This window comes from Verminephrobacter aporrectodeae subsp. tuberculatae At4, from assembly GCF_000193225.1.
GTDB classification, from domain to species: Bacteria; Pseudomonadota; Gammaproteobacteria; order Burkholderiales; family Burkholderiaceae_C; genus Acidovorax; species Acidovorax aporrectodeae.
Window position 1 is genome coordinate 1 of record NZ_AFAL01000210.1, and the last position, 690, is coordinate 690.

General features: G+C 67.4%; 2 protein-coding genes. Both read right to left on the reverse strand.

Annotation, left to right across the window (positions count from 1 at the left end):
• Positions 1-86: flagellar basal body protein (locus VTU_RS25940; RefSeq protein WP_040892214.1), on the reverse strand; the 86-nt coding region annotated here is incomplete at its 3' end.
• Positions 87-119: 33 nt separating this feature from the next.
• Positions 120-578: a flagellar basal body rod protein FlgB gene (gene flgB, locus VTU_RS0105925; RefSeq protein ID WP_010101971.1), complete on the reverse strand. Its 459-nt coding sequence runs from the start codon at positions 576-578 to the stop codon at positions 120-122.
• Positions 579-690: the final 112 nt, after the last annotated feature.

The window sequence follows — 690 nt, forward strand, 5'->3', positions numbered from 1 at the left end:
GCCAGATTGCTCGCGACCGTGTTCAGCCGCTGCGCCTGCGCGCTGATGGCGCTGCCGGACACGTTGAAGATGGAGAACATGGACATGGTGTGGGCCGCCGCGCCGGAGCGTTTGCTGAGTTACTGACCCTGGATCGCGCCAAGCATGGTCTTGGCGCTGCTGTCGAGAAAGCGCAGCGTGGCCTCGTAGCGCACGGCGTTGTCGACGAAACTGGCGCGCTCGCGGTCCAGATCGACCGTGTTGCCGTCCAGGCTGGGCTCGGCTTGCAGCGCGTAGGCCCGCGTGTCCTGGTCCGTCCCGGCGCCGTGCTGTATGGCGGGCAGGGGGATGTGGCGGGGGTCGGTCACTCCCGTGCCGGCCGCGCCCGGTGAGGCATGCGCGCCCTCGGCGGGGCGCAGGGCCAGGCCCGAACCCATGCCGCTGGCTTGCCGCAGAGCCTGCCCGAAACGCCAGTCGCGCGCCACGTAGCCCGGCGTGTCGGCGTTTGCGATATTGCTCGCGAGGTCGCGCTGACGCTGTGCGCGCAGCACCAGGGCGCTGCCGTGAAAATTCAGCGGGCCGATCATCTTGTCGATCATGTCTGCCTCCCACCCAGGATTGCAGGATTGCGGGGTCTCGTGTGGATTATCGGAAGCGGGCATCTTTTCCAAAGCACAAAGAGCGCGCCAATGGTTCCGCAGTTCGGGGCTT